Below are 1,248 nucleotides of genomic sequence, written 5' to 3' on the forward strand. Positions count from 1 at the left end.
TTGTTGAAAGTACTTTCAACAAACCAATTATTTTCAAATTCAACAGGAGACATTTTTCTTATTGAATTATGAGGTCTATTATTGTTGTATTGATTGACTGCTTTTCTCACAGCTTTTTTTAGTTCAAATAAATTTTTAGGTTTCCAAAATTCTAGGTAATCATTTTTGATTGTTCTATTAATACGCTCAGCATAAGCGTTATCTTGAGCAGAAAGAGCCATACTTATTTGGCAATTATTGCTCTTTAATATTTCGATATAACCTTTATACATATATTGACTTCCTCTATCTGAGTGATGGATTAAAGGGGCTTGATTATTCTTTAAAGCCATTTTTAAAGCATTTATATTGGCTTGTGCTCGCATATGATCAGATACTTGATAACCTACTATTTTTTTAGTGTATACGTCTATGATAAATACGGCATAATAGAAGTTATTTCCAACTGGAAGATAGGTGATGTCTGATTGCCATATGGTTGATGGAGATTTTACTTGCATCCCCTTGATTAGATTAGGATAATATATCCTTGAGGCTATGGTTGTTTTGGTATAGTTTTTACGTTTATTCAATCGATAACCTAAGCTCATAAAAATATCTATAAACTTGTCTCTACCTAAAAAACTTGGTTTTAAGGTATAATACATCTTCTCAACCCCGCAACCTGGGTGATCGCGTCTTAAATCATCAGCCTCTGATGCAAGTTTGGATACTTTACTATTAAATAACTCTTGCCGTTTGGAGTATTGATTTACCGCTTGTTTACTGATACCTAAAGTTCGATATAAACTGTTGAGTGAATAAGTTATTTGTTCTCTTTCTTTGCGGAACCAGTCGATTGCGGGGTGTTTGAATTTTTTATTATGTCATAGTCTAATTCTTCACTAGCAATTTCTATTAATTTTGAATAGAAATCTACTTGGATTTGTTTTTGACCTACTATACGCTCTAGTTCTCTGACTTTAGCCTCTAGCTCCTTTACTTTGTTTGTGTTGCTTGCTTTCATTTCTACAATTCTTTGTCCTTGTTTACTAAAGATAGAGAATTTATAAATCCATTTATAAATTGCTGGACAAGAAATTCCGTATAAACGACTAATTTGCAATACACTATAATTCCCTTTTTCAAAAAAGGAAACTATTTCGCGCTTAAATTCTTCGGAATAAAGACGACTTTTTTGGATAGTTTTGACATTAGCTTTCATATAAAAATTGACTTTTTATGGTCAACCTATATCAGGGACGTACA

General features: G+C 31.7%; 2 protein-coding genes. Both read right to left on the bottom strand.

What is annotated here, in order from left to right; translation table 11 throughout:
* A partial coding sequence (locus HX004_RS17635; RefSeq protein ID WP_353620022.1) for an IS3 family transposase occupies positions 1-839 on the bottom strand: 839 nt, incomplete at its 3' end.
* Positions 806-1,204, bottom strand: a complete 399-nt coding sequence (locus HX004_RS17640; protein ID WP_286444171.1) for a transposase — start codon at positions 1,202-1,204, stop codon at positions 806-808. The genes HX004_RS17640 and HX004_RS17635, both read right to left, overlap by 34 nt.
* Between the last annotated feature and the right edge of the window lie 44 nt (positions 1,205-1,248).

The sequence above is a fragment of the Myroides sp. 1354 genome (assembly GCF_030324495.1).
Lineage (GTDB): Bacteria > Bacteroidota > Bacteroidia > Flavobacteriales > Flavobacteriaceae > Flavobacterium.